A 20,006-nucleotide genomic window follows, 5' to 3' on the forward strand; every position below is an offset into this window, starting at 1 on the left:
ACTTATACAAGGTGAATGCATCTTTTTTTATTGTCTCCTTGGCTATAAATGCTGATATATCAAGGTTTCTAATTATCTCAAAAACAAATTGAAAAAGTGACTATTAAAAAATAATGTTTTTAAAGAAAATGCTCAAGTGTGATTTACCTCACTCTAAACAGGTTGATGACCCTCTATACTATAAGTGAATCAAATATAAAGCAACTTAAGGAGGGGTTATTCATGGCAACAGACGTTAAAAAACAAGATGTGCAAGTTGAAAACCAAGACTCGTTAAAAGGAACACTGTTTTCTACAATCATTTTTGTCGGAGGCGGAATACTTTTTTTCATAATCGTACTTTTCTATTTTTATATGACTAGGATTTGAGGAGGGGAGAATAATGAAAATGCATCGTTTTGAAGAAATTTGGCTTATCTTTGCAGTCATTATCATTATCGGTTCAATGGTTGTTACAGGGTACCAAACTTTTGCTTTAGGTATGGGGCCACCAAGTCATAAGGAAACAATTGATCCACAGAAGGTTGATCAAACAGCACCATTTGATAATCCTGGCGTGTTCGAGAATGGTGAAAATGAATACGACGTTGTCATGACACTTGAAGCATTTAATTTTAACCCTGGAGATATAGAAGTACCTGTTGGTTCGACAGTTACCTTTATTATGACTTCTAAAGATGTCGTTCATGGCATGCAAATCGTTGATACAAACGTCAATGCAATGATCTTACCAGGACATATTCAAACGATATCACAAACATTTAATGAACCTGGAGAATATTTGGTTTTATGTAACGAATATTGTGGTGTTGGTCACCAATTAATGAGTACAACGATTACGGTGAAATAAGGAAGGGAGGAAAAGAAAATGGAAACAGCTTTACATCAGACGTTTACTGAAAAAAAGAGTAAAAGAATTGAAAAATACTTAGGCACGAATCCAAAAGATGCAAAATTAACATTGTCCTATTTTACTGTTTCATTTATTGCTTTACTTGTTGGTGGGTTTTTAGGATTATTACAAGGATTGGAACGAGCAGGACTTTTAACAATGCCCGCATGGTTCGATTATTATCAAACATTAACGACACATGGAATTTTACTCATCCTTGTTTTTACAGGAACATTTCTAGTTGGTTATGTCTATGCAGGTCTTTCTCATACGCTAGGTGGTTTAATTCCAAAAGTAAGAAAAATGGGTTGGATTGCTTTTACGTTAATGGTAATTGGTACAGCATTAGCAGCATCACAAGTAATTATTGGTGAGGCATCTGTTCTTTACACCTTCTATCCACCAATGGCAGCATCACCTTGGTTTTATATCGGATTAGTGTTAGTCGTACTAGGCATTTGGACAGCTGCATTTGGAGCATTTATAAATGTAGCAAACTGGCGTAAAAATCACCGAGGACAGCATCTTCCATTACTTGCATTTTTCGGAACAGGTATATTTGTTTTATTATTTACTGCAACATTGGGAGTAACATATGAAGTATTAACATTAATTCCTTGGGCATTCGGTTGGACAGATACCGTTAATGTGTTATTGAGTCGTACGTTATTTTGGAGTTTTGGACACACACTTGTTAACGTATGGTACTTTACCGCAGTATCAGCATGGTATGTCGCATTTCCGAAAATCATTGGCGGACGACAATTTAGTGATACATTAGCACGTGTTGTAGCAGTGTTAATTGTTATTTTAAACGTACCAGGTGGATTCCACCATCAAATTATTGATCCTGGTTTTACAGAAGGATTAAAATACATGCACGTATTCATGAGTTTATCCATTGGATTTCCATCCTTAATGACTGCTTTTGCCATGTTTGCGATGATGGAACGTGCAGGTAGAAGAAAAGGGGCAAAAGGATTACTTGGCTGGTTTAAAAAATTACCTTGGAAAGATGCTCGTTTCTTAGCACTATTCCTAGCAATGGCAACATTTATCCCTGCTGGGGCAGGTGGAATTGCACAAACAAACTTTCAGTTAAACCAAGTTGTTCATAACACATTATTTATTACAGGACATTTTCACTTAACAGTTGGAGTATCTGTTGCATTATCATTCTTTGGCATTGCTTACTGGCTTGTCCCACATTTATCTAAACGTGTGATGACACCAAAGATAAACAAATTAGCCATTTGGCAAATTATCATCTGGATGGTTGGGATGTTCTTTATGTCGGGTGCGATGCATACTGTCGGATTATTTGGAGCACCAAGAAGAACAGCATTCTCTACTTATTTTGACAGTGCAACAGCAGCAAGTTGGAATCCTTATCTAATGTTACTTGCAGTTGGTGGAACATTACTTATTATCTCTGTCGTTATGGTTGTTTACATTGTATTCCACTTAATGTTAAAAGCACCTAAAGGAGAAACAGAATTCCCGATTGCGGAAGAGGAAGAGGATGCTTCACCAACCCCTAAATGGACAGAAAGATGGAGTCTCTGGGTTGTGCTAATGATAGCCGTTATTTCCATGGGATATGTCATTCCAATTGTAGACTTAATCATGAATGCACCTCCAGGATCTCCACCATTTAAAACATGGTAAAACTAGATTTCTTAAAGGAATATGTTTCTACACTTTAGCCCCAAGGCGAAGTTTAGAACGGAATAAAGAAGGAGATAGCCTTGGGGTGGGCTATCTCCTTTTCACCTCATTATTAAATCCTCTTCCATTTGTCCCCAGATTAATAATACTATCGTAAATAATCTCGTTTACAACTGATAAAACATAAAGCTCAATGATAAATTATGGTAGTGCTCCGAAAAGTAGGAAACTGAACAATGATTGTTATCGATTTTTTCTTCTAAATCAAATTAAAAAAGGATGTGATCCTTATGTTTAAAAGTCGTCACCAAATGATTTCTCTAGCCATTGTATTAGTATTTGGTTTTACATTGTTCTACATCGGAACAGACGGATTTACTGCATTTACTGAAGAAACGGCAAGAACGAATAAGCTTATTGAAGAGCAACCATTGTTACCAGATATAACATTAGAAGATAGTAAAGGCAGAGAATATAGCTTTGATGAATTCGAAGGTAAATACATGTTAATGACATTTATTTACACTGCTTGTTCGACTGTTTGTCCACAGCTTGAAATGAATACGGCTGAAATCTACGAATCACTTCCTGAAAAATATATTGGAGAAGATATTGTATTTATGAGTGTAAGCTTTGACCCTGAACGAGACACTCCAGAAATTTTAGATCGTTATCGTACTTATTTCGGAAGTGATGGAGAGACGTGGCGGATGGTCAGAATTCCAGATGAACAAGAGTTACAATCTGTTTTAGATGAATTTGGTGTTATCGTTATTCCAGATGGCGAAGGGGACTTTCAGCATAATGTCGCATATTATTTAGTGGATAAAGATGGGTATTTAGTGGATGTGCTTGATTTTTCAGATGTCGAAGGAGCTAAGGCAAGAGTGTTAGAAACGCTAGAGCAAGAAGGGGAGGGATAAAAAATGAAACAAGCAATTTATGGTCTTATCTTATATGTTTTTTTAATGATCCCCCCAGTCGTACATTTATCGGAATCTATTATGAGTATTCATATGCATATGCAAATGCCCCTTTTGGGGATTGCCGGAATGTTTATGACACCTTTTTTACAAAAGAAATTCCCGTCATTTTTTAAAAAGTGGAATGAAAATGGAATCCCGGGAATTATCTTATTTTTCATTGTGTTTTTCTATTGGTTACTTCCTAGAGCAATGGATGAAACACTTATATTAACTCATGTTGAAGTGTTTAAATTTATAAGTTGGCCTTTTTTGATCGGTGTATCTTTGCGGGATAGTTGGGCGAAATTATCAAATGCATGGAAAAATGCTGTATATATTATTGTATCTGTTGCTTACTTAGGAATGGCTTGGTTATATATTTTTTCACCAGATCAGCTTTGCAATAATTATTTAATTGTGGAACAGCGAACATTAGGTTGGGGGTTTTTACTGATCGCTTTTTGCATCTTATTATATTTCGTCCAAACGTTGTTTATCGATCAATCCCAATATGAGTAACTCAACTTTCATACCAATAAAATAAGTTCAAACAGTTCGCTTGGTAAAGCTTAAGGTACTTCTAATGATCCTTTACAACCTCGGTATAATAAACTGAATTTAGCTGATAGGATGTCTACTGAGGTCCGCAGTCCAAATACATCTTCGCTTGCCGTGGGCGGCTGTTGAGCTCCCTTGGTGCTGACGCACTACGTGATCTCATCTAGGCCTTCCTCCCACAGGCGTCTTGATGGGTTTGAACTGCTCCGAATGATAAATATGATTTAGCACTCTAATTATGTTCCCAGTATATATCTCCAAACTAGTCTCGGTGAGCGCAGTGCGGCGACTTCCGCGGAAAACGTCCGTACGGAGCGAGCCCAGATGGATATCAGCTTAAACTTAAGAACAAATGAATCATCCAAAGTCAACTTGACAACTGTATCTTCATTCCATTTAATTCTACCAAGACTTTCTTGTTCATTTCACTATGCGAAAGTTGAGTGAGTAATATATAGAAACTTAATTGAAACTTTAGTCCCCTATGTATACAATGGAAAGTAGATATTATTTCCTTATAAAAGGTAGGGGACGATGGTTGAAGAATAAAAAATTAGTTGTTTTTAATATAATTATTCTCATTCTTTTTGTTGCCGTTGTATTTATCGGTAGGAATACATGGGGAGTGGCAAATACATCAGCAAAATCAGACGATAATGAAGAAGCGGTGGAACAAAAACCTGTAGTAACCTTTCAAGCTAATCCTACATTATTAGCTAGTTCCTATGTAAAGAAAAAGAAGGCTGATTTTGAACTCTTTGAACGAGAGGAATTAGAAATTGTGGAGTTAGAAGAGGAGGAAGAGGAAGAACCACTGGAGGAAGAAGAGGTTGTTGCTTACGAGCCAGTGGAAACAGTCGATGAAGAGATTGATAGTTACCAAGCACCTGTGAATACTTGGAATAGTCAGCAGAGTAATACGAATTCCTATACAGGTTCTAGTGAAAATAATAGATCTACTTATCCGAATAAACCAAAAACTGAATCAAAAGGGAAAGGTGGTTCTGAACAATCGGGTTCTAATCAAAAACCACCAGCGGAACCAAAGCCAAAGCCAAAGCCGGATCCAAAGCCAGATCCAAAGCCAGATCCAAAGCCAGATCCAAAACCAGATCCAAAGCCAGATCCAAAACCAGATCCAAAACCAGATCCAAATCCAGATCCAAATCCGGATCCAAAACCAGATCCAAAACCAGATCCGGGAGATGAGGATAATTAATAATTCTTTTTGGAGGGTAATACGATGACGAAAACAGCCATTGTTACAGGGGCAAGTAGTGGGATTGGTAAAGCAATTGCAATGAAACTTGCGGAAGAAAATATTAATGTCGTATTAGTTGCAAGGAGTGAAGATAAATTAACAACACTTGCAAAAGAAATTAATAACAAAGAAGGAGCAAATGCATTAGCAATCCCGACAGATGTTTCTAAACGAGAAGAAGTAGAAAAAATGGTAAAGGAAGCAAAAAAGCAATTTGGATCGATTGATGTTTATATAAACAATGCTGGTCTTATGTTAAGTGCTGCCGTAACAGATGGACAAATAAATGACTGGGAACAAATGATAGATGTCAATATGAAAGGTGTTCTTTATGGGATACACGCTGTTGTTCCGGAGATGAAAGAGCGAAAAACCGGTCATCTTATTAATATCGCATCTGTGTCCGGGATAGAAGTAACGAAAAAAAGTACCGTTTATAGTGCGACTAAATTTGCTGTTCGTGCAATCTCGATGGGACTTGAAAAGGAATTAGCGCATACAGGTGTTAGAGTAACGAATATTTCCCCAGGGATGGTTGATACGAACTTAACGAGAAGGCATACTATCCAACGAAAACCACTTGCGCCAGAGGATCTTGCAAATGCTGTTTTTTATGCTTTGACACAACCAACATATGTGAATGTAAATGAAATAACCGTTCGACCTGTTTAAAACGAGAAAAAAGCTATTACGTTTCCATGAAAAACGTTGAAATACATTTTTAGATTAGCAAAATAAAAAAATATTTGTTATTATTAATTTGTAAAATATACGTTAAAACAATTTAATTTCATTACAATTTTTATAAAGGTGACTTTAGTTTAATTAGGATTTAACATGCTATCACTTTCTAAATAAAGTCACCTTTATATGGTGTGTTTTTCCTTAATTTTTCAAGTGATTGGATCGATAAAATAAAAGATTGTTCAATCATTCACCAACTTTGTGTATATATATTAAATCGTGTTTAATACTTTGTATAATGAGATTTACTTATGTACAATAATGATAATACAATTTTTTATCGTGGAGTAAAGTGTAAACTAATATCAGGAAGGTGGATTTTAATGAGTATTAAACCTAAAATTGTTGTTCTTGGAGCAGGATATGCTGGTTTAAAAACAACTAGAGAATTAACAAAATTGTTGTCACCAGAAGAGGCAGATATCGTCTTAGTAAATAAACATAATTACCATTATGAAACAACTTGGCTCCATGAAGTTGCAGCAGGAACGATCAATCCAAACCAAGCGCGCTTCATGATTAGTGATGTGATTAATCCGAATAGAGTCCGCTTGATTTATGATGCAGTTGAAGAAGTAAATACAGAAGATCAACGAATAATTTTGGAAAATGGTGAAATTACATACGATTACTTAGTCATTGCCCTTGGATTTGAATCAAATACATTTGGTATTAAAGGCATGGAAGAGAATGCATTTGCCATTGTCGATATTGATTCCAGTCGTTTAATTCGTGAACATATCGAACTTCAATTTGCAAAATATAAATCAGATGAAGAGACGGATGAATCTAGCCTAACGATTTTAGTAGGTGGTGCTGGATTTACTGGAATTGAGTTTGCTGGTGAATTAGCAGAGAGAGTACCACAGCTTTGTAAGAAATATGATATTGACCGTAGAAAAGTAAAAATTATTAATGTGGAAGCAATGCCTACTATTTTACCGATGTTTGATAAAGATTTAGTATCATATGCAATGAAATCTTTAGAAGATCGGGGTGTTGAGTTCAGATTAGGTGCCGCAATTAACGAATGTACAGAAGATAGCTTTATTATCGGTGAAGATAACGAAGAAATTAAAGCAGGTACGATCGTTTGGACAGGTGGAGTGACAGGTAATTCGGTACTTGGAAAATCAGGATTTGAATTAACGAGAGGAAAAGTTACGGTTGATGGTGATTTACGTGCTCCAGGCTATGAAAATGTTTTTATTTTAGGTGATTGTGCTTGGGTAATGGATGAAGAAGCAGGTAGACCGTTTCCACCAACAGCTCAAGCTGCTATGCAACATGCAAGCACTTGTGCAAATAATATACAAGCATTATTATACGGAGAACCTTTGCAGAAGTTCGTCTTTGAAGATCGTGGAACTGTCGCCTCTTTAGGTGTTACAGATGGAATTGGTAGTGTTTTTTCAGGTACACCATTAAAAGGTAAATCAGCTGCAGCAATGAAAAAAGTAGTTGATAACCGTTCAATCTTCTTACTAGGTGGAACGAAAATATTACTTAAAAAAGGAAAAATACGCCCATTTTAATAAGTAAACAATATTTAGAAGGAGGAATTTCTAAAATATGAAAAACTTATGTAATACATTGTTGATTATTTTTGCTTCTTTACTAGGCTATATTGTTGCCTCACGAATGATTGAAGAAACAAGAGATTTTCGTTAATTTTTATACCTAACAAGTAAGTAGGAGATGATATCATCTTCTACTTTTTTTTGTTCCATTATGTAGGGATTGCTGAATGGAAGTCAAATCTAAAAATACAAAGGGTTGGACGTTGATACGAAGAGTTAGCTACTATCTTTGCATCAACTATGAAAAATCTTTCATAAGCCCCGTTAAAAAATTAGGGAACCAATGAACTGATTTGTTCAGCTGAAACGCATATTTATTCAGGGCAGGAGCTGTTGAACTAACGTATTTTCAAATCGTTTATGGTAACTTAAGCAATATTTGTAGCGATAAGGCATAAATATTTTTCATGAAGTGCGGAATTTTTGATTGCAAGTGCGTGATAGTTTCATAAAGTGCGGAAAATTTGAGTGCCATTGCGTAATACTTTTAAAAAGTGCGGAAATGTTCACAAGCCCTGCAAATTCAAAAATAATAAATCACTACAATATCGATCGCTTTATCATTTTTTTGTACAAGGTGTGTTTTAAATCACAGACACGTGGTAATAGTAATTATATAATGGCTACAAGTCCTTGAGGAGGGATTCAGATGAATACCATTTTAATCGTTAGTAGTCTTCTATTAGTTATTATTGCGGCGGTCATAACTATTCATGCATTAAAACAAGAAGAGAAAAAAATGAATGAATACAGTACAAAGGAATTTTCATTTGCGGATGCCCAAAAACGATCAAAGCATTACGAAGAAAATTCGGTATCTACCATGTTACCAATCCAAATATGGACATATATCATAGGTTTTATCGTTACAGTTATTTTAATTACGGCCTTTGCTATTTATTACTAAAAATGTTTTGTACCGCGAAACATTTTCCGATAGGTAAAAGTGTATATCGTTAAATAGATGGATAAAAACAGCAATGGTAATGTAATTAAATAGGGGATAAGACGCATAAGTGCAAAGAGATTTAAAATAATTAAGATGATGGTACAAAAAACAAAAAAGATGGGTAAATAATTTCTTGTATACAACGATACCACCTCCTAATAAACTATATGCACGAATAGAGGTGAAATATGATGGGACTGCTTGAGTAAACAATAATTCATCATTAGATAAAAAGGTACACCAATTAATCGTTTTGGTGTACCTCGGCTTTATTTTGGCCACAATATTCCCAAAAAAGTATCCCATTGATAACTACTTGTTTAACTTTCTGCATAAGCTGTAATTGTTTTAATTTTTTCTCCGCTTCTTTTTCTGATAAATCAAATATAAAGGCTATTTCTTCTGTTTGTAGTCGCCCATATTGGATGAAGCATGCTTCAATGGTTGGTTTCGAAAAATTAGTTAATTCAAAATGTAACATTTTCTTAAGCACAAACGTGTAAGCGTCATACGTTTGGAGGCCGGAAACTTTCACACTATATTCTTCATTATGTTGGCTGAAAAAAACGAGTGTCGGATATTGATTCACATCCATTTCATGCATTAATTGGATGTCTGATTCATATGCTTTTTTTGCCGAAGAGGAAAGAAGGTCATTTTCAAATTCACGGATGTCTAAATCTGTATTCTCTACCGAATGAGCAAGAATATCATGGATCGATTCATTTTTATTATAAAGAAATATCGCTTCTTGGACGCTACGCAAAAAATCACGACCTGCTTTGTTACCTTGCAAAGCAGCAGCTTTAATGCTAATAAAACCATAATACTTATTTAAATGGTCCCCATTGTGAATGATGTGATTTTCTTCTTTTTTGTCTAGTAATCTATGAGGCGATTCATTATATATATGACTAATAATTGGTCGTACATTAAAAAAAGCACCATATTCCATCGTTAATTTTTTCATATATCGTTCTAATTCCCAACATTGTTGGCAGAAAGGATCTACAAAGTAATAAATCATGATCGGTTTATGAAAAAAATTGATAAACGGATGATTTACATTTGAACGAGTCGACTCACTATGTACATGATAAGCATCCATCCTGAATCCCTCTTTCATTTTAATAGTAAGAAAAATTCTTATTCCTAAAGCATGAAAACATCAAGTGAAACCGAACTACATTTGTATCCTATTCATATGTTTATCTTTCGTAAATATGCTAGCATCGCAAAATTTGTAGATAAAGGGAATGTTACGCTTCTGTATTGATCATATGAACAGCAGTCATTGTAAGTCTTTCAAAAATGGCTGAACGATAAGGTTCTTCTATATTTGCTTCTTCTAACGCTTTATTCATACATTCTAACCAAGCATCTTTTCTATCTGGCGTAATTTCAAATTCCATATGTCTTCTTTTTAACATCGGATGGCCTCTATCTTGAAAATATAGATTCGGACCACCAAAAAATTGTGTTAAAAATAAGCGTTGTTTTCTCGCTGATTCTTCTAGATCGTCTGGGAAAATAGGAATTAGTTTAGGGTGTTTTCCAATATGTTTATATAATGAATCGATTATTTTATCGACAGCTTCTTGTCCACCAATTGCTTCATAAATTGTTCCAGGCTTTAACATAATAAGACTCCTCTAATATTTTTACATATTGTAACAATGGAATAATTCAAACGCAAAATATCTGCTTTTCTCTACGTCAAACTATAAAAAAAGCGTTCTATTTTTGTCACTGATTTTCTTTCTTTAATCTTGTATGCTTGTAAAATTTTCTGGAAAGCAGGTAACCCTTTTTCGTGTGTCGGTGCTTCAATTTCTAGTTCGTAATCCGTTTTCCCATTATACATACTTTGGTCAAGAACATATTCAATTTCTTCTCTCATGAACGTTTTTCTTAATGTTGTTAAGGCCCCAAGGTAAACTAAATTGGCTTCATCGATTTGTAATTGTTGAAGCTGTTTTGTGATATTTGGTTTGGGTATTGGTGTTCCATTGATCCAGCTAACAAATTCTTTTTCTGTTAAAGTATCATGGGTCTCTAAAATACCATCACTATGTGGTTCTTTCAATGTTAATGTGTACGTATTACCTTTTTTACGGATGCGTAATGCACAACGAACATTTTTTAATGCCATTACTTTTGTATCAAAATAGTAATTTGTTTGTTCTACACCTTGATCGGGAAATGGTAAATTTTTAGCTAATCGATCAAATTCTACTTTTGTTAAAAGCACCTTATATTCTATTTCTATTTCTTGTGACATAATTCCTCCAAAAAGATCATCATTTGCTATCTATTCTTATTATCGCTAATGAAAGGATAAGATGCAAAAGATCAATCTTAGCAAGTCACATATCTTTGATAGGTAAGAGAAGGATAGTATGATAAAATGAACATAGTGAATATGTAATTATTGGTTGCACTAGGAGGTTAATTGGATGAACTTTACAATCGTATCTCGCGGAGATGAACGATCAAATAAAATTAAAGCGAAAATGAAACAATATTTGATCGATTTTGATTTGGTTTACAATCATGAAAATCCAGATTTAGTCATTTCTGTAGGTGGAGACGGAACATTTTTAGAAGCGTTTCGTCGCTATGTTGATAAATTAGATACGACAGCATTTTTAGGTGTTCATACGGGACATTTAGGGTTTTATACCGATTGGACTTCAAATGAAATTGAAAAACTTGTGATTGAAATTGCAAAAACTCCTTTTCATGTTGTTGAATATCCATTACTCGAAGTTATTATACGTTTTAGTGGAGAAGAAAAATCAACGAGAGTACTTGCTTTAAACGAAACAACGATAAAAACAGTAGAAGGTTCTGTCGTTTTTGATGTCCAAATTCGTGGCGAGCATTTTGAAACATTTAGAGGAGATGGGCTTTGTATTTCGACACCATCTGGAAGTACAGCATATAATAAAGCGTTGGGCGGGGGAATTATTCACCCATCGCTTGAGGCGATTCAAGTAACGGAAATAGCGTCGATCAACAACCGAGTATTTAGAACGATTGGTTCACCGCTTATTTTACCGAAACATCATACATTTCTATTAAAACCTTTAAGAAAAGATAGCTTTATTATTGCGATCGATCATATTACAAAATCATATGCAAATGTTAAATCGATTCAATCTCGGGTCGCCAAAGAGCGGGTTCGATTTGTTCGTTATCGTCCATTTCCGTTTTGGAATCGAGTGCGTGATTCCTTCGTTACAGAAGTGAAAAGAGAAGACTAGTATAGGTGATATGTAAGTGGAATGGAAAATTACAAAACAATACGATGGAATGATGCTACGGGATTATTTATTTGACGTGCTACATTTTTCTAATCGGTTAGTTAAAAAAGCAAAAGAAACGGAAAGCAACATATTAGTAAATGGGGAAAGAAAAACGGTCCGTTACATCGTAAAATCTGGTGATATACTTACAATTGAACTGAAAGCAGAAAAGATAAGCGATTCCATTATCCCTGAAAATATTCCGTTACAAATGGTGTATGAAGACGATTTTTTTATGATTATTAATAAAAAGGCAAATATGCCAACGATTCCTTCCAGGCTTCATCAAACAGGCACGATTGCGAATGGATTACGCTATTATTATGAAAAAAATAATATTCCATCCACCGTACATATTGTAACAAGACTTGACAAAGATACATCAGGATTAGTATTAATTGCAAAACATCAATATAGCCATTCGCTATTTTCTAACTTGCAAAGAAAGAATGAATTAAAGCGAAAATATACGGCTATCGTTCACGGAAGATTAGCAAAAAAGCAAGATATGATTGATGAACCGATTGGCAGAAATCCTCATTCCATTATTGAACGAATGGTTACGAGTGAAGGAAAAAAAGCGGTAACCCGTTATGAAGTAGTAAAGGAAACAAAGCAATTTTCTGTTGTTGAAATTGAACTTGAAACAGGAAGAACACATCAAATTCGTGTGCATTTCTCTTTTATAGGTCATCCGTTAGTTGGGGATGATTTATATGGTGGTAGTAAGAAAATTATTGGTAGACAAGCATTACATTGTTCAGAAATAAGTTTTGTCCATCCTGTTCTAAAAAAGGAAATGAGATTTTCCTCAAAGCTTGCTTCTGATATCGCAATGATTTTTACGTCATTATAGTGCGTGTTTAAAAATGCCGATAAAAGGACCGAGAAGTTCCGCTTATCGAAAAACGTTTGACAATTTGCGTTCATTTGTTAAGATAGATAATGGATTAACAATATAAATTAAATATCAATCCTCGTTAGGTGAGGCTCCTATATGGAAGTAAGCTGCTACCCAGAAACGTCGAGAGACACCAATGGGTTAACAGAGACTATCGACTTAAGGTAGTTTTTAATGCAGTGGGATGGAAATCCAGGCCATATAGTGCTAAAACTCCACGATGGAGGCTTCGTAGTCATATTTTTTGATAGGACACCTTCTTCGTTGAGGTGTTTTTTCATTTTTTCCATCGATAATATAGACGGAATGGGAAATAAATATAATGAATAATACCTCATGTACGAATGTACTTAAATGGTTGGTGATGTTACCTGAGGCTACTCTACACCTAACACTTACTGAAATTTAATGAAAGTGGGTGAAAATATGGTTGAATTAAAAGAAGAAGTTGAATTAAAGTTAGATGAATTAAGTTCATTATTGGGAAAAGAGGATACAGAAGGGTTTCGGGCACTCTTTTTAGATATGCACCCTTATGATCAAGCAGTTTTTTTTAAAGAGCAAGAGACGAAAGATCGTTTAACAATCTATACGTATTTATCCCCAAAAGAAATGTCCGACATTATGGAATATATTGATCTAGAAGAGACGGAACAATTTATTACAGAAATGGACCCACATTTTGCTACGATGGTTTTTGCAGAAATGGCAGTCGACGATGCGGTGGACATTTTAAAGGAATTAACGAAAGATGAAGTGGCGAGCTTTTTCGCTATTATGGATAAAAAAGCGGCCGATGAAATAAAAGCTCTACTTCATTACGAAGAAAAAACTGCTGGTAGTATTATGACGACAGAATTTGTGTCGATTTTAAAAACCCAGACAGTAAAAGAAACGTTAAAAGAAATGAAAATAAAGGCACCTGAAGCAGAAACAATTTATTATACGTATGTTCTAGATGAAAATAAACGATTAGTAGGTGTCTTATCTTTACGTAACTTAATTATCGCAGAAGAAGATGAAATTATTGAAAATATTATGAGTGAAAATGTTGTTTCAGTATCAGTAGGTAGAGATCAAGAAGAAGTTGCCCAAATGATACGTGATTATGACTTTTTAGCATTACCAGTTGTTGACTTTCAAAATCATTTACTCGGAATTATTACGGTCGATGATATTTTAGACGTAATGGAAGAAGAAGCAAGCGACGATTACTCCAAATTTGCTGCCTTAGTAGACATTGATTCCCGAGATTCAAATCCAATTCAATCTGCCAAAAAAAGGTTACCATGGTTGATTATCTTATTGTTTTTAGGAATGATTACAGCAAGCTTAATTGGCAGTTTTGAACAAACGTTAGAAAAAGTACCGATCGTTGCAATTTTTATTCCACTAATTGCTGGTATGGCTGGAAATGCAGGTACACAATCACTAGCAGTAGCGGTTCGTGGAATAGCTGTTGGGAATTACGGTGCTGAAAAAAGAATCCGTCTTATTTTAAGGGAAATTACGACAGGTTTATTTGTAGGTGGTGCTTGCGGAATTGTCGTTGTATTATTAATCTATTTTTGGAAAGGAAACTTCTTTTTAGGAGTATTAGTCGGGATCGCCATTTTAGCGACTTTGACGGTTGCCACTCTTTCGGGTGCACTTATTCCTTTAATTATGGAACGACTTAATATTGATCCAGCAGTCGCTTCAGGACCTTTTATAACGACTTTAAATGATATTACATCTGTATTAATTTATTTTGGAATGGCCACTGTATTTATGAGTTTATTATTATAAAAAACGAACATGAAAACTGCTTCATTAAATACTGCAATAAGTATTTAATGAAGCGGTTTTTTTATGATGGAAAAAATGAACATTATATTTATGTAAATGCATTTGTTTTTCGATATTTTATGTCAAAACCCAACTATTTTACCAGTCTTTTCGACCTGTAAATCAATTAAATATATGAAAAAAATAGTATAAAATCATCATTCATTGTCTTTTTTACACTTTCTTGAATTTTATTTGCCGAATTATGTAAAAGGATTAAACAACCAAAATATACCCATAAATAACCATTAAATTTTACTTGAATGATTTAGTAATGACTAAAAAGTATAAGTTTACTATTTACTAACTAATTCAATTGGACTATTTATGGAAAAAACTTACATAAATATAAGCTGAATTCATCGTGATGATCTACACTTGTGGCGATTTTGTTAATTGCTTACACTAGTCGTGTACTTACTAAGCCTAGCTTTATAGAAATGGTGACATAAATAGTCAAATATTGTCACGCGAAGGCTGGCAAAAAATTATAGGAGGGATGACATACATGTTAAAAAAAATGTCTACATTGGGTCTTGTATTGTTATTAGCATTTTCTCCAGTAGCAACAATTGCTGCTGAAACAATAGAAGAGGACTCAACTGACGAGACAGATCAGACTACATTAGATGAGACTACAGATACAGAAGAGGCAACTGAAGAACCAGGCGAAGGCGAAGAAACGTCTAAGTCAGACGAAGCCACTTCAGAGGAAGAAAATGCAGTAGAGGAAGACGATAATAACGCTGAGGCAGAAAATGAAGCAGAAGAAGCAGAAGCGAATGCCACAGATAATGCAACAGAGGAAGAAACGACTGCTAATGAAGGAGCAGAAGAGGAAGAGTCCGCAACGGAAGAGGAAGAAAATGATGACGCAGATGAAGAATTAAATCTTAGAGATGTGTTTGGAAATGCGTCTGGCGAAATTAAATATGATTTCAATAAAGGATATTATGTCCTTCATTTACGAGCAGGAATTACAAATTTCCATACGAATCAAGAAATTAAGGATAAATGGGTTGCCTTTACTTTACCGAATGGTGTTTACATGTCTGATGAAGGAGAAATACCAAGTGGTGTAGTGCGAATTGGGATTGCTGGAAAATCAGGACTAGCTGTTAAGATTCCAGATGTAAAATCATCAGGTAGTGAAACGGTAACTTTAGACATTCCGCTTGCAGGTGTTGAGGATGATAATGATCCACACCTTAACATGTATTTACTGGATGTAGATGTAAACGCAGGCTCATATGAAGAAATTGGACAACTTAGAGGCCAAAGAAAAATTGACTTCTCCGTTATGACAGACCCGGTTGAACTTGATTTACACGGTTCAATTACTGGGAAAACGGAATTCGATGAAGACAAAGGATACCATTTCTTAAATGTAACAGTGAAGGCAGAAAATCAAACTGATGACAACGTAAAAGATGTCTATGTAGCATTTGATCTACCAGAAGATGTAAGAGTGATTACGAATGAGCACTCACCTTCCAATGTGACAGGCATAAGGAAAGATGATGGTGGAAGAGCTGTCGCTTTAAAACTTCCTGAATTACCACAAGGTGATGAAAAAGAAGTTACGTATCGTATCCCAGTTGTTGGGGTTTCAAAGGCTGTTGTAGAATCTAACACGATTCCTGTTTATCGTATTACTGACAGTGGATATACTGATATTGGAGAATTTGAAGGATATGTGAAAGTTGATTTCTCTGATATGGATGTTGAATGGAAATTTGCTGCAAAAAGTGAAATTATTACTGACTATCCTGGATTGAGTGGTAATGAATTTGGATTCCGCTTTAACTACGAGGTTAAAAATATTAATTTAGATGATGTAGAGAAAGTAGAACTTGAATTTGTTGTACCAAACGATATTAAGATTCAAAAGCCAGTGTATAATGATAGTTTAGGTAATGCAGACATTAGCTGGAAAGGGAATACAGCAAGAGTTACATTAGGTGATCTTGAAGGAGCATCAGGATGGAAAGGTTACTTTACGGCTACAGGAACAAGTAGTAAATCATTAAACCAGTTAAAAGATTTAGATGTAACTGTGACACTTTATCGTGACGGTGAGACAATTGTAAAAACAATTAAAGCGCCATTCGTTTTCGGAACATATGACGATGATGGTTTCGGTGACGATGATGGAAATGACGATAACGGAACTGGTGGAGACAACGGAACCGGTGGAGACAATGGAAATGGCGGAAATAAAGGCGGCACTGGTGATAACGGAAAAGGTTCTACTAACGATGGTGGAGGAACTGGATCTGATGACAATTCTGGTGGCGATGTAAAAGTGACAGTTGATGGTGGTGATGACAGTTCAAATGATTCAAAGGTAACTGTCGGATCATCTGATTCTGATAAAGGTGGAAACCTACCGAAAACTGCAACAAACACTTATACAATGTTACTAATAGGTTTCATTGTTGTAGTGGCAGGTGGCTCATTAATGTTCTTTAGAAAGAAAGGTACTATCAATTAATTAGTTTAAAAACTAGAGTGCGCTTATGCTTGCACTCTAGTTTTTAATATTGTTGGGGGAAGAAAGAATCAAGATAGGAGACAGTTAGGAGATTTAATAAGCCCCTAATCGTAGGATTCAGTAAAATTCATGGTCCATATTAGTCTTTTTTACCTATTTAGCCAAATCATTTCCGATATCATGCATAACCTCTATACATAGACCCATCCTTAAGTGAAAAAAATTAGAAAGCGTTTCTCCAGTATTTCCTGTTTTTTTCTAGAAATATATACTTTTTCACTTTCCTCGTACGAACTAGAAATAGGCACATTTTAAACAATAGGCTCATATAATGGTGACACACTCACTATGAAAGGAGCGATTAATATGGAGAGTGAAAGAATCAATGAGCCATTATTATATATTGATCAACCGATATTTCAAAAACCGAAAGCGTATATGCAAGAAAATTATTTAGGTGTAAAAACAGACGAAAAAGAAAAAGTGGAAGAACAAAATGGAATACAAGTAGAAAGTCTTAAATCCAAAAGGGAAGGCCATGACTCATTTAAAGATTTAACGATTGCTGAGAAAATAAAATATTTAATCGATATTCCAAGTGAAGTGCCTAAAGTTAGATGTGAAGTTTTAACAAATGAAAATAGATATCGTGGTGTACTCATTGATGAAAATCAGGAGAATATCGTTTTACGTATTTTTGGAAGACAAAATGAATTAGTAGAAAAAGAAAAGATTTTATCCATAAAGATGATTGGTTTTTAACTTCATTCAGTAGAAGTCTCCCACTTCTGTAAGTGGTGAGATGAATGCATGCTGGTATTCCATTCATTGGGGGTTCAAACCCTTCTGAATAAAGTTAAAGCCTCCGGCCGGATGCCACAGATTTTTAAAGGAAATTTATCGAGCGGAGCTCGATAAAATCTGGGCGCAAATACGCCAAGGCGCATTTGATTGATTCTGTTTTTATACATCAAAATAGCACCATCGAGAAGATTCGATGGTGCTATTTATAGTGTTCCTTAAAATGCTGAAATTGCTGGTAAACAAGTGATATGGCAGAAGCAATTTACATCTACGGTTATGCAAATTCCTGTTGAGCGTAAATTTTTAGTATGCTGCTCAGTAGGACAGTGTGGGTTATGGTTACTATCATTAGGATCTCTTAATAACTCAAGCACCGCACAGCAATTATTTGAAACACTTTTTACTCTAAAATAGAAACTTGATACGATTTTTCCGATATTTCTTGGATGTGCGCCAAACCCTTTGAATGGTTTACATCCATCTTCGCAATATAATAATACAGGAACAGTATCTAAGCCATTACGAACTTCAGTTTCACCTAATAAATCACTAATTGATCTTTCACAACTAGTATCGCATTCAAATTCTGTAATATCTCTTTGTGCGCGAGCAATTTCTTTTAGGATGTTACAAACGCAGCTTCCCGTATTATACTCTTCTCCGCAACCCATGATTAAAATCTCCTTTCTAAACAAATAGACTTTGTGTAGTCGTTAATAGAATATGTGTGAATGCATAGTCTGTGTAGGCATACATCAAGGGTGAAGGATAAATAACTATTTACTAAAAGTCATCGATGGTGGATAATAAAAGGATGAAATATTCAGAAATCATGAATAAAGATGTGTTAAAACGGGTATATAATGAAAGAGGAGGGATTACATGGGGTATATTTTACCGATCACACATCACACGTATCACAATTACCAGTACAGAATGAAAGAACAAGGAAGCCCTCATCAAATTGAGGGCATATATAAAGTAGTATTTCATAAAATAAATGAAGGATATCATGCTCAAAATAAACAGATGTATAAAGGAAGTCGGCAAAAAAGTACAGAAAAATTAGATCATGTTCAAATGGATGCTTTACAAAAGGCTAAAATGACTGGTAAAGGCGGAAAATTTAATGAAACGGTTTAAGTAAAAAAAGTGTTAATGAGAGATAGAAATTCGCCCCTCTTTAACACTTTCTTTATGATGATAAAAGGAATATTACTTGAAAAGTTGTGTCGATGAATACATGTGACCCATTCCGAACTTTTCCGGTTTATTTGGTAAAAATGCATAATTACAATTGTGATGTCAGCTAATAAGCAGATTTTATTTATACTTTTTCTTTAGATGCTTCTTTTTTATTTTCGTATATGGAAGAACAAAAAGTTTTTTTCCTTCAAGCCATTCAGCATAAAAGACTTGTCTTATATCATCATAATTTTGTCTTTTTAATTCATCTAATAACCATTCTTCCGTTACATTTGCTTCAGCTAGATTATCTTTAACCACTTCACCATCAATAATGAGCGGCATGGCAATTTGTGGCTCTTCCGGAGCAACATTTAAATCTTTTTTGTTCGGTGTTTGAAATGGTGCTTTTTTTAACACAGACAGTTCGCCATTTGTTTCCAATATCGCATATTCTACTTCTTGTAGCGCAAACACATCTTTCATTCGTAATAACTGTTGTACTTCATTGATGTCGATCTTATTTTTTCGCATTTCTTCATAAATAAGCTCCCCTTTATGAATAATAATCGCTGGCTTTCCTTCCAAAATAAACCGTGAACCTTTAAATTTTTGAGTGACTATTTCAATCGCATATAGAACTACTCCCCAAAGCAATATAACGAATCCAATATCAAGGATTCCTGCTTTTTTATCAAATAATGCATTTCCAACTAATTCACCGAGAACGATGGCGGCGATAAAGTCAAATGCTGTTAATTGGGAAATCTGTGTTTTCCCCAATAATTTCGTTAAAAGAAATAATGCTAAAATGCCAAATAACGTTTCATATAGCATTGGTAACATATTATTCATAAATAAAAAACCTCT

The 20,006-nt window shown here is 34.8% G+C and carries 21 protein-coding genes and 1 riboswitch; of the genes, 15 read left to right on the forward strand and 6 right to left on the reverse strand.

Annotated elements, in window-relative coordinates:
• Positions 1-222: 222 nt before the first annotated feature.
• From DFR56_RS22940 to DFR56_RS09990, 9 genes are all read left to right on the forward strand, one after another.
• Complete coding sequence (locus DFR56_RS22940) at positions 223-369, forward strand: hypothetical protein (protein WP_158525597.1); 147 nt, start codon at positions 223-225, stop codon at positions 367-369.
• 13 nt (positions 370-382) lie between these two features.
• Positions 383-850 carry a cytochrome c oxidase subunit II gene (locus DFR56_RS09955; RefSeq protein WP_110395288.1) on the forward strand — a complete coding sequence of 156 codons (468 nt, stop codon included), beginning with the start codon at positions 383-385 and terminating at the stop codon, positions 848-850.
• An 18-nt stretch (positions 851-868) separates the two neighbouring features.
• A complete protein-coding gene (locus DFR56_RS09960) occupies positions 869-2,560 on the forward strand; it encodes a cbb3-type cytochrome c oxidase subunit I (RefSeq protein WP_110395289.1) in 1,692 nt (563 codons plus the stop codon).
• A gap of 290 nt (positions 2,561-2,850) precedes the next feature.
• Positions 2,851-3,483: an SCO family protein gene (locus DFR56_RS09965; protein WP_110395290.1), complete on the forward strand. Its 633-nt coding sequence runs from the start codon at positions 2,851-2,853 to the stop codon at positions 3,481-3,483.
• A gap of 3 nt (positions 3,484-3,486) precedes the next feature.
• Positions 3,487-4,044 (forward strand): hypothetical protein, encoded by a 558-nt coding sequence (locus DFR56_RS09970; protein ID WP_110395291.1) that lies wholly within the window; start codon positions 3,487-3,489, stop codon positions 4,042-4,044.
• 577 nt (positions 4,045-4,621) lie between these two features.
• A complete protein-coding gene (locus DFR56_RS09975; RefSeq protein WP_110395292.1) occupies positions 4,622-5,302 on the forward strand; it encodes a hypothetical protein in 681 nt (226 codons plus the stop codon).
• A gap of 24 nt (positions 5,303-5,326) precedes the next feature.
• On the forward strand, positions 5,327-6,016 hold the full coding sequence (locus DFR56_RS09980; protein ID WP_110395293.1) for an SDR family oxidoreductase: 690 nt from the start codon (positions 5,327-5,329) through the stop codon (positions 6,014-6,016).
• Positions 6,017-6,411: 395 nt separating this feature from the next.
• Positions 6,412-7,623, forward strand: coding sequence for an NAD(P)/FAD-dependent oxidoreductase (locus DFR56_RS09985; RefSeq protein ID WP_110395294.1), 1,212 nt, complete (start codon positions 6,412-6,414; stop codon positions 7,621-7,623).
• 694 nt (positions 7,624-8,317) lie between these two features.
• Positions 8,318-8,575 carry a hypothetical protein gene (locus tag DFR56_RS09990; protein ID WP_110395295.1) on the forward strand — a complete coding sequence of 86 codons (258 nt, stop codon included), beginning with the start codon at positions 8,318-8,320 and terminating at the stop codon, positions 8,573-8,575.
• Here the strand turns inward: DFR56_RS09990 and DFR56_RS09995 are convergent.
• The 4 genes from DFR56_RS09995 to DFR56_RS10010 form a co-directional block, all read right to left on the reverse strand.
• The gene (locus tag DFR56_RS09995; RefSeq protein WP_110395296.1) at positions 8,572-8,760 is read right to left on the reverse strand and encodes a hypothetical protein; all 189 of its coding nucleotides are present in this window, start codon (positions 8,758-8,760) and stop codon (positions 8,572-8,574) included. The genes DFR56_RS09990 and DFR56_RS09995 overlap by 4 nt on opposite strands.
• Before the next feature lie 101 nt (positions 8,761-8,861).
• On the reverse strand, positions 8,862-9,725 hold the full coding sequence (locus DFR56_RS10000) for a DsbA family protein (RefSeq protein WP_158525598.1): 864 nt from the start codon (positions 9,723-9,725) through the stop codon (positions 8,862-8,864).
• 151 nt (positions 9,726-9,876) lie between these two features.
• Positions 9,877-10,257, reverse strand: a complete 381-nt coding sequence (locus DFR56_RS10005) for a globin domain-containing protein (RefSeq protein WP_110395298.1) — start codon at positions 10,255-10,257, stop codon at positions 9,877-9,879.
• A 71-nt stretch (positions 10,258-10,328) separates the two neighbouring features.
• Positions 10,329-10,898 carry a CYTH domain-containing protein gene (locus tag DFR56_RS10010; RefSeq protein WP_110395299.1) on the reverse strand — a complete coding sequence of 190 codons (570 nt, stop codon included), beginning with the start codon at positions 10,896-10,898 and terminating at the stop codon, positions 10,329-10,331.
• A gap of 175 nt (positions 10,899-11,073) precedes the next feature.
• Here DFR56_RS10010 and DFR56_RS10015 point away from each other — a divergent pair, with 175 nt between their 5' ends.
• The 5 genes from DFR56_RS10015 to DFR56_RS10035 all read left to right on the forward strand — a co-directional run bounded on the left by DFR56_RS10015 (position 11,074) and on the right by DFR56_RS10035 (position 17,909).
• Entirely contained in the window at positions 11,074-11,883 is an 810-nt protein-coding gene (locus DFR56_RS10015; protein WP_110395300.1) for an NAD kinase, read from the forward strand.
• Positions 11,884-11,899: 16 nt separating this feature from the next.
• Positions 11,900-12,781 carry an RluA family pseudouridine synthase gene (locus DFR56_RS10020; protein ID WP_244916474.1) on the forward strand — a complete coding sequence of 294 codons (882 nt, stop codon included), beginning with the start codon at positions 11,900-11,902 and terminating at the stop codon, positions 12,779-12,781.
• Positions 12,782-12,894: 113 nt separating this feature from the next.
• A riboswitch (M-box (ykoK) riboswitch) is annotated at positions 12,895-13,059 on the forward strand.
• Positions 13,060-13,252: 193 nt separating this feature from the next.
• Positions 13,253-14,614 carry a magnesium transporter gene (gene mgtE / locus DFR56_RS10025; RefSeq protein ID WP_110395301.1) on the forward strand — a complete coding sequence of 454 codons (1,362 nt, stop codon included), beginning with the start codon at positions 13,253-13,255 and terminating at the stop codon, positions 14,612-14,614.
• A 547-nt stretch (positions 14,615-15,161) separates the two neighbouring features.
• Positions 15,162-17,147, forward strand: a complete 1,986-nt coding sequence (locus DFR56_RS10030; protein ID WP_110395302.1) for an LPXTG cell wall anchor domain-containing protein — start codon at positions 15,162-15,164, stop codon at positions 17,145-17,147.
• A 366-nt stretch (positions 17,148-17,513) separates the two neighbouring features.
• A complete protein-coding gene (locus tag DFR56_RS10035; RefSeq protein ID WP_158525599.1) occupies positions 17,514-17,909 on the forward strand; it encodes a CotO family spore coat protein in 396 nt (131 codons plus the stop codon).
• A 257-nt stretch (positions 17,910-18,166) separates the two neighbouring features.
• On the opposite strand, the gene DFR56_RS10040 is transcribed toward DFR56_RS10035, so the two are convergent.
• Positions 18,167-18,622 carry a CotY/CotZ family spore coat protein gene (locus tag DFR56_RS10040; RefSeq protein ID WP_110395304.1) on the reverse strand — a complete coding sequence of 152 codons (456 nt, stop codon included), beginning with the start codon at positions 18,620-18,622 and terminating at the stop codon, positions 18,167-18,169.
• 211 nt (positions 18,623-18,833) lie between these two features.
• Here DFR56_RS10040 and DFR56_RS10045 point away from each other — a divergent pair, with 211 nt between their 5' ends.
• Positions 18,834-19,094, forward strand: a complete 261-nt coding sequence (locus tag DFR56_RS10045; RefSeq protein ID WP_110395305.1) for a hypothetical protein — start codon at positions 18,834-18,836, stop codon at positions 19,092-19,094.
• A gap of 180 nt (positions 19,095-19,274) precedes the next feature.
• Here the strand turns inward: DFR56_RS10045 and DFR56_RS10050 are convergent, their stop codons facing one another.
• Positions 19,275-19,991 (reverse strand): DUF421 domain-containing protein, encoded by a 717-nt coding sequence (locus DFR56_RS10050; RefSeq protein WP_110395306.1) that lies wholly within the window; start codon positions 19,989-19,991, stop codon positions 19,275-19,277.
• Positions 19,992-20,006 lie beyond the last annotated feature (15 nt).

The organism is Pseudogracilibacillus auburnensis, assembly GCF_003201975.1.
GTDB classification, from domain to species: Bacteria; Bacillota; Bacilli; order Bacillales; family Amphibacillaceae; genus Pseudogracilibacillus; species Pseudogracilibacillus auburnensis.